Consider the following 7,699-nt stretch of genomic DNA (forward strand, 5'->3'; position numbering starts at 1 on the left):
TGCCGCCCTGTTGCACGAAGGCATGCTCGAATTCCTCTTCCAGCCGGAACAGGCGGGGCCAGCGCGAGTCCCGGGTCTTGCCGACGCGCTCGCGCGTCTCGAGGTACTGGGCGCGTGCCTGCGGCAGCATCGCGTCGAGCACGCGCGCCTCCACCGGAGCGCGCCCCGGCACCATGGTTTCGAACACCGGCAAGGTCGAGGTGACCGCGACATGCCGGGCGACCAGATAGCGGATCAGCTGCCGGATGCGCGGGTCGGACACGCTCATGCCCGCCAGCTGTTCCTGCGCCGCCTTGCTGGCCGGGCAGACATCGGGCTGCTTGCCCGGCGTGAATTCCGTGTCCACCAGCAGGCCGTGCTCCAGGTCGTCGATGCCCAGGTCGGCCGCTTCGCGGAAACCGATCGAGCACAGGTGGCCGGTGATCGTGATGCCTTTGGCGTGCGCGGCATCGCTGGCCGCCTTCAGCTCGGCGCGGGTGATGTGCATGTAGGCCTTGAACGAAGTGGCCCCTTCGGCGATCCAGTAGTCCACCGTTTCGCGCGCGTCCTGCGCGTCGGCGAGTTCGTGCATGTCCGGTGTGAAGCTGCCCTTGCCCTCGAGGTAGGGCCCGGTCGTGTGCATCTTCGGGCCCGGAACGTCCCCGGCGTCGATCGCCTTCTTCAGTGCCAGGTCCGTGTAAGGCTCGATGCTGCCGGTGGTACGGATGGTGGTCACGCCACCGGCGAGGTAGAGCTTGGGGAAGCTCGATCCCTGCTCCGGGTACAGTGCTTCCTTCGCGGCGGGGTTGACGCCCGGCGCCGGGTAGAACATGTGGTCGTGCATGCCGACCAGCCCGGGGATCAGCGTCCGTCCGCTGCCATCGATCACGGTGGCACCCTTGGGCACCGCCGCGCGTGCATCCACCGCCGCGATCCGGCCATCACGCAGCACCACCGTCTGGTCCTCGCGGGCGGCGTTCCCATGGCCGTCGATGACACGCACGTGCGTGATCGCCAGCACCGGCTGGTCGTACTTGACGTAGGTCCGTGTGTTCGCCGAGAGCGGCGGCACCTGCGCCTGCAGTGGCGTGATCAGGCAGCAGACCATCGCGGCCGCGAGGGTGGCACGCAGGGCGGCGCCGCGCGGCGCGGCCCTGGGTCGTGGGCAATCGGCTGGAACGTGCATGGCGCTTCCCATGGTGGCTGCAGCGGGCGCTGCCTGGCGCGCACTGTGCCACAGTGCCGCCCGGCCCCGCCGTGCACGATTGAGATGGTCATCGCCACCTCCATGTGATGGAGCCTGGTCCCTGCCCCGGAGCTTCCATGGCCACGCCCATCCCCTTGCGCATCGACTTCGTCTCGGATGTCTCCTGCCCCTGGTGTGCCATCGGCCTGAGCGCACTGGAGCATGCGCTCGAGCGCCTTGGCGGCACCGTCCAGGCGCAGATCCACCTGCAACCGTTCGAGCTCAACCCGCAGCTGTCTGTCGAAGGTGAGGATGCGACGGAGCACCTGATGGGCAAGTACGGCATCGGCGAGGCCCAGGTCGAGGCCAATCGCGCAGTGATCCGCGAGCGCGCCGCGGCGCTCGGGTTCGCCTTCAACATCGGCGTTGGCAGCCGTGTCTACAACACCTTCGACGCGCACCGCCTGCTGCACTGGGCCGAACTGCAGGGCGGCCGCCACCTGGCGTTGAAGAAAGCGCTGCTGCGCGCCTACTTCACCGATGGCGAAGACGTGGCCTCGCACGAGGTGCTGGTGCGCCTTGCCGGCGAGGCGGGACTTGACCGCGAAGAGGCGCGGCGCGTGCTGGAAAGCGGCACCTACGCCCGGGAGGTTCGCGCGCAAGAGCGCTTCTTCCAGCAGCGCGGCATCCATTCGGTGCCGGCGACCATCGTCAACGGCACGCACCTGATCCCCGGCGGGCAGCCGCCCGAGGTTTTCGAGCAGGCGCTACGCGACATTGCCGGGGTGGCGGCCGCCTGACCGGCAACGCGTGTCCATGCCGTGCGCCGGTCGCCGCCCCACGCCTGCACAGAGCCCATCACGCACGCGGCACGCGCCCAAGGTATCGTCATTACTCCTGCGCGCGCCGCCTTCATCTTTGCCGGCGCACGCTTGCGCCCGCCTCCCGAACCGGACCCACCCCATGCGCCTGCGTCCGTCCACCCTGTTCGGCCCCCTCGTCGCCTTGCTGCTGGCCGCATGCACCGCCGGTGGTGACATCACCCGTCCGATCCCTACCCGGTTCGTGCCGGCCGCCCAGTCGCCGCACCGGCTGGTAGTGATGTTGCCGGGGCGCGGCGATGACCTCGACTCGCTGACCGCACGCGGCATCGGGCAGATGATCCACCAGCAGTGGCCGGACGCCGACGTGATCCTCGCCGGGCTGACCATGCCTTTCTACCGCCAGGGCCGTGCGGTCGGGCGCCTGCATGACGAAGTCCTCGTGCCGGCGGCCAGGGCGCAGCACTACGACCAGGTCTGGCTCGCCGGCATATCGCTCGGTGGGCTGGGTGCACTGATGTACGACCGCGTGTATCCGGGCGAGATCGACGGCATGCTGCTGATCTCACCCTACCTGGGCGACAGGTCGCTCTACCGGGAGATCCAGGCCGCCGGCGGGCTCGCCCACTGGCAGGCAGGGCCTGAGCAGGCGTTCACTCCCGAGACGTACCAGCGCGAGCTGTGGCGGTACATCCAGCGTTGGTCGGACCGGCCCGACCGCAGCCGGTCGGTGTGGCTGGCTTACGGCGACAAGGAGCGTTTCCGCGATCGCATCGGCCTGCTGGCCACCCAGTTGCCGGCGGACCACGTGTTCGAGCTGCCCGGGCACCACAACTGGACGCTGTGGCGCCCCGCCGCGCGCACGCTGCTGCAACACGCCCGGCAGGAACGGAGGGCAGCTGCGGCAAGTACGGGAAACTAACCCCGCCCGGGTATCAGCAGGCCACGCGCGACCGCCGGGCGCGCCAGGCCGCGTTCCAGCCAGCCCGGCACGTTCGACAGTTCGTCGAAATGCACCAGGTCGCGCGCCCCGTAGAACCCGACCAGGTTGTTCACCCAGCCCAGCGTGGCGATGTCCGCGATGCTGTAGTCCTCACCCATCAGCCACGGGCGTCCGTCCAGACGCGCCTCCAGCACGCCGAGCAGCCGCCGGGACTCGTCCACGTAGCGCTTGAGCGGGCGCTTGTCCTCGTACTCGCGCCCGGCGAATTTATGGAAGAAACCCACCTGCCCGAACATCGGGCCGATCGACGCCATCTGGAAGAACAGCCACTGGATGGTCTCCCAGCGCGACGCCGGATCGCGGGAGAGCAGCATGCGGGTCTTGTCCGCGAGGTAGAGCAGGATCGCGCCGGACTCGAACAGTCCGATCGGCTCGCCGCTTGGGCCGTCGGGGTCGATGATCGCAGGGATCTTGCCGTTGGGATTGAGCGAGAGGAACTCCGGCGTCCTTTGCTCGTCGCGCATGATGTCGACCAGGTGGGGCTCGTACGCCAGCCCGGTCTCCTCCAGCATGATCGATACCTTCACGCCATTGGGCGTGTTGAGCGAATAGAGCTGGATGCGGTCCGGATGCCGCGCCGGCCAGCGCGCGGTGATCGGGAAGGCGGACAGGTCGGGCACGGCGGTTCCTCGTTGGGGCCAACCCGCCAACGTGGGGGCACCCGCGCCCGAGCGCAACGCCCAGGCCCCTCGCGCCGCGCCTGGGGACGCTCCCGCCGTCGGCACCAGCCCTACCGGCACACGTTACGGGCGGTGCTGCTCAGCGAAGGCCCACGCGCGAGGGGCTGCGGACCGCTTCCGTCGCGGCGGGTGCCTCCAGCGCCGCTACGGCGCGCGCCTGCCTGCGCAGGCTTTCCCACCGGATCCAGCCCGCCGCCACCGCCATGCCGCCGAAGGTGAGCGGCCCGCCCGGCCAGGAATGCGACTTGAACACGTTGATGCCGAAACTGGCGAGGGCCAGCAGCAGCACCGGCATCCAGCCGTGCCCCGCCCGCTTGAGCGAGATGGCCCCGGCCACCGCACCGAACGACAGCGACAGCCGCCCGATCAGGCCCATCATCGGTGCGTCGGTGAAGCCCTGACCGCCCAGCACCGGATCGAACCACAGGGCATCGATCATGTCGCGCCAGGATTCGGGATCGCCCGACGCGAGCGCCCCCTTCACCAGCAGGCCGATCACCAGACCGGCCGCGGTGTCGAACGAGGTGAAGGCCACCGCAAAAACGAACATGCCCGCCTTGCACAGCCACGCGGCCCAGTCGCGGCGCCCGCGTACCAGCATCGCCACCGAAAGCGCGGCGAGCGGGAACAAGGGAACCTGTGCGTAATGGACGAACATCCACCGGCGTACGTCCAGATCGAACAGGTCGTGCGGATGTGGATGGAAGATCTCGAGGATCGCGAGCACCAGAGGCGCGGCGGCGACCGCGGCAATGGCGCACCAAGGCCGCAAAGCGGACACGCTCATGGATATCCCTGGAGAGTCGGCGTGCTGGACGGTGGGCACATGAGCACCCTATCCGGCGCCGGGTCTACGCCGCGTAGGGACCAAGCGAACGGCCGCGCACGGTCCGGGAAGACCCTGGCGGCAGTGGATCGGCTACGAGAGCCGGCACACTGCTAAAATCACCCGGCTGCGCCATGTGGCGCGCCATCAACTTCTTGGAGGACGCATGGGATTCCTGCACGGCAAGCGTGCCCTGATCGTCGGCATCGCCAGCCAGCGCTCGATCGCCTGGGGCATTGCCAACGCAATGCATCGTGAAGGTGCGCAACTGGCCTTCACTTATCAGAACGAGCGGCTGAAGGATCGCGTCGACGAAGCGGCCAATGCGTTCGGTTCCAATATCGTGCTGCCCTGCGACGTCGCCGAGGACGCCCAGATCGAACAGCTGTTCACCGAGCTGGGCAAGCACTGGGACGGCTTCGACATACTGGTGCATTCGGTCGGCTTCGCGCCGCGCGAGGCGCTGCAGGGGCAATACCTGGACAACCTCACGCGCGAGAACTTCACCATCGCGCACGACGTCTCGAGCTATAGCCTGGCCGCGCTGGCCAAGGCCGCGCGGCCGATGATGGCCGGCCGTGGCGGTGCCATCCTCACGCTGACCTACCTCGGTGCCGAGCGCGCGCTCAACAACTACAACGTGATGGGCCTGGCCAAGGCCAGCCTGGAAGCGAACGTGCGCTACCTGGCCTTCAACCTTGGCCCGGAGGGCACCCGCGTGAACGCCATTTCCGCGGGCCCGATCAAGACCCTGGCCGCCGCAGGCATCTCCAACTTCCGCAAGATGCTCGACCACGTGGACGAGAATGCCCCGTTGCGTCGCAGCGTGACCATCGACGAGGTCGGCAATGTCGGTGCCTTCCTCTGCTCGGACCTCGCCTCGGGCGTCACCGGCGAGATCACCTATGTGGACGCGGGTTATAACATCCTGGGCATGACCGGCATCTGATCGGTCGGGTCAATCGGAGAAGAAAGGCGGCCGCACGGCCGCCTTTTTTTTGTGCGGGCCCTGGCCCGTTGCGCATACGGTGCTCGCCTGCCGGAACGGGATGGCGCTCGCAGGAACCGACAACAAAAAGGCGGCCCAGGGCCGCCTCTTTGCCAACGTCCCGCCCCGTCTACATGCGGTCCTTGGCGATCTTGATTTCGGTCTTCGCCTTCATCTCGGCAATGAATCCCTGGGCGGCCACGTTGCCGTACGCGGCGATCATGCTCTGGCGCAGGGCCTTGCGCTGATCGGGCGTGACCTTGGAGAGATCGCCATCCTGCACCTTGTCCACCGCCAGCAGGGCGTAGGCACCCTCGGGCAACGCCACGGCGGCGAACTGCGGCTTGCCATCCTTCGGATGCGGCAACAGGAAGGCCTGGTCGCGCAGCGGCGCGGGCAGGCCCTCCTGCACGCGAAGCGCTTCCTTCACGCTCTGCACGGAAGCGCCGGCCGAGGCGGCCACCGCATCCATCGGCTCACCCTTCTCCAGGCGCGCCAGCAAGGCGTCTGCGCGTTGCTTGGCCGCAGCGGCGACGCGTTCGTCGAGAATGTCCTTCTCGATGGTGCCATGCACCTCGGCCAGCGGACGGACCGTGGCGGGCACGTGCTTGTCGACGTGGATTACCACCGAATGATCGTTGCCCAGATCGATCAGGCCGGAATTGTTGCCCTGGACCAGCACGTCGTCGGAGAACGCCGCCTTGACCACCTTCGGGTCCGCGGCGATGCCGCTCTTGTCGCCCTCGCGGGCGAACAGGCCGGTGCTCTTGACCGGCAGGTCGAGCGCCTGTGCCGCCGGCTCCAACGAGCTCGGGTTCTGATAGGTCTTGTCGGCCAGCTTGCCGGCAACCTCGTTGTACTTGCGCTCGCGCTCGGCGGCGACGGCCTCCTGTTCCAGCTGGCCGCGCACCTCCTCGAAAGGCTTGGCCTGGCCGCTGCGCACGTCGCGCAACCAGATCACGTGGTAGCCCTCGTCCGACAGCACCGGCTGGGAGATCTGGCCCTTCTGCAGCGAAAACAGCGCCTCGTCGAAGGCCTTGTTGGTCACGCCCTTCTCCAGCCAGCCCAGGTCGCCACCCTGGCGCCTGGAGCCAAGGTCCGCCGAGTCCTTGGCGGCCAGCTTGGCGAAGTTCTGCGGAGTCGCTTCGGCGGCGATCTTCTGCGCCTTGGCCAGCGCGGCCTTCTGCTGCGCGGGCGTGGCGTTCTTGGGCACATCGACCAGGATGTGCGAAACCAGGCGCTGCTCCGGCTGCACGAAACGCTGCTTCTCGTCCTCGTAGCGCTTGCGCAGGTCCTCTTCGGTCGGCGGGTTGTCCGCCTTGAGGTCGGCTGCGTTCACTTCGACATAGCGGATGGCGACCTGCTCGGGCGCCATGAACTCGGCCTGGTGCTGCTTGTAGTACGACTGGACCTGCGCGTCGGTGACCTTGCTGTCGGCAAGCGCGGGACGCGGCAACATCGCGTAGCGCACGTCGCGGCGTTGCAGGCGCAGCTTGAGGAAACGGTCGACCTCGTCCCCCGTGATGATGGTGCTGGCCGAAAGCGCATCGGGTATCAGGCTGATCGCCATCGAGGAGCGCACTTCGTCCTCGAACATCGCCGGCGTCTTTCGCTGGGCAGCGAGCACGGCCCGGTAGGTGGCCGGATCGAACTGGCCATTCACCTGGAAGGCCTGGATCGAGGCGATCGTATCGCGCACCGCCCCGTCGGAAACGCGCAGCCCCAGGTCATCATTGGCCTTGAGCAGCAGTTGCTGGTCCACCATCGCGTCCAGCACGCGCTCCTTCATCTCCGGCTGTTCGTACACGCTCGGGTCGAACTGGTCACCCATCTGCGCACTGGCCTGCTGGCGCAGCTGGTTCATGCGATCCTGGAAATCCTGCTGGCTGATCTCGTGCTTGCCGACCTTGGCCACGAAAGTTTCGGTGCGAGAGGTGAAGTAGCCCTCGATGCCGAAGAAGGACATGGCGAACACCGCCACGCCCAGCACGACGATGGACGGCCAGCCGTGCATCTTGTCTCTCAACGACTGCAGCATGTGTGGATTCCCGCGATTCGAAGCCTTGCAAGAGGCAAAGCATAAATGACAAGGGCGCCACGCGGGCGCCCTTGGAACTACTGGCGGAGTGGACGGGACTCGAACCCGCGACCTCCGGCGTGACAGGCCAGCATTCTAACCGACTGAACTACCACTCCGCGATTCTGGTGGGTGCTGT

7 protein-coding genes and 1 tRNA gene are annotated in these 7,699 nt (G+C 67.6%); 3 read left to right on the top strand and 5 right to left on the bottom strand.

Annotated features, from left to right (window positions below):
• A partial coding sequence (locus VFH59_RS04805; RefSeq protein WP_325163747.1) for an amidohydrolase family protein occupies window positions 1-1,165 on the bottom strand: 1,165 nt, incomplete at its 3' end.
• 137 nt (window positions 1,166-1,302) lie between these two features.
• Here VFH59_RS04805 and VFH59_RS04810 point away from each other — a divergent pair.
• Both VFH59_RS04810 and VFH59_RS04815 read left to right on the top strand, forming a co-directional pair.
• Window positions 1,303-1,965: a DsbA family oxidoreductase gene (locus tag VFH59_RS04810; protein WP_325163748.1), complete on the top strand. Its 663-nt coding sequence runs from the start codon at window positions 1,303-1,305 to the stop codon at window positions 1,963-1,965.
• Window positions 1,966-2,128: 163 nt separating this feature from the next.
• On the top strand, window positions 2,129-2,908 hold the full coding sequence (locus VFH59_RS04815; protein WP_325163749.1) for an alpha/beta hydrolase-fold protein: 780 nt from the start codon (window positions 2,129-2,131) through the stop codon (window positions 2,906-2,908).
• On the opposite strand, the gene VFH59_RS04820 is transcribed toward VFH59_RS04815, so the two are convergent.
• Both VFH59_RS04820 and VFH59_RS04825 read right to left on the bottom strand, forming a co-directional pair.
• Complete coding sequence (locus VFH59_RS04820) at window positions 2,905-3,609, bottom strand: glutathione S-transferase N-terminal domain-containing protein (protein WP_325163750.1); 705 nt, start codon at window positions 3,607-3,609, stop codon at window positions 2,905-2,907. The two genes, VFH59_RS04815 and VFH59_RS04820, sit on opposite strands and share 4 nt — an antisense overlap.
• Window positions 3,610-3,748: 139 nt before the next feature.
• A complete protein-coding gene (locus VFH59_RS04825) occupies window positions 3,749-4,495 on the bottom strand; it encodes a hypothetical protein (protein ID WP_325163751.1) in 747 nt (248 codons plus the stop codon).
• Between the two features lie 166 nt (window positions 4,496-4,661).
• Here VFH59_RS04825 and VFH59_RS04830 point away from each other — a divergent pair, with 166 nt between their 5' ends.
• Window positions 4,662-5,444 (top strand): enoyl-ACP reductase, encoded by a 783-nt coding sequence (locus VFH59_RS04830; RefSeq protein ID WP_325163752.1) that lies wholly within the window; start codon window positions 4,662-4,664, stop codon window positions 5,442-5,444.
• A gap of 169 nt (window positions 5,445-5,613) precedes the next feature.
• Here VFH59_RS04830 and VFH59_RS04835 read toward each other — a convergent pair whose 3' ends face one another.
• Both VFH59_RS04835 and VFH59_RS04840 read right to left on the bottom strand, forming a co-directional pair.
• Window positions 5,614-7,521, bottom strand: coding sequence for a SurA N-terminal domain-containing protein (locus VFH59_RS04835; protein ID WP_325163753.1), 1,908 nt, complete (start codon window positions 7,519-7,521; stop codon window positions 5,614-5,616).
• Between the two features lie 81 nt (window positions 7,522-7,602).
• Window positions 7,603-7,679, bottom strand: a tRNA-Asp gene (locus VFH59_RS04840).
• Between the last annotated feature and the right edge of the window lie 20 nt (window positions 7,680-7,699).

Origin of the sequence: Frateuria sp. (assembly GCF_035695185.1) — a bacterium.
In the GTDB taxonomy this organism is placed as follows: Bacteria; Pseudomonadota; Gammaproteobacteria; order Xanthomonadales; family Rhodanobacteraceae; genus Frateuria_A.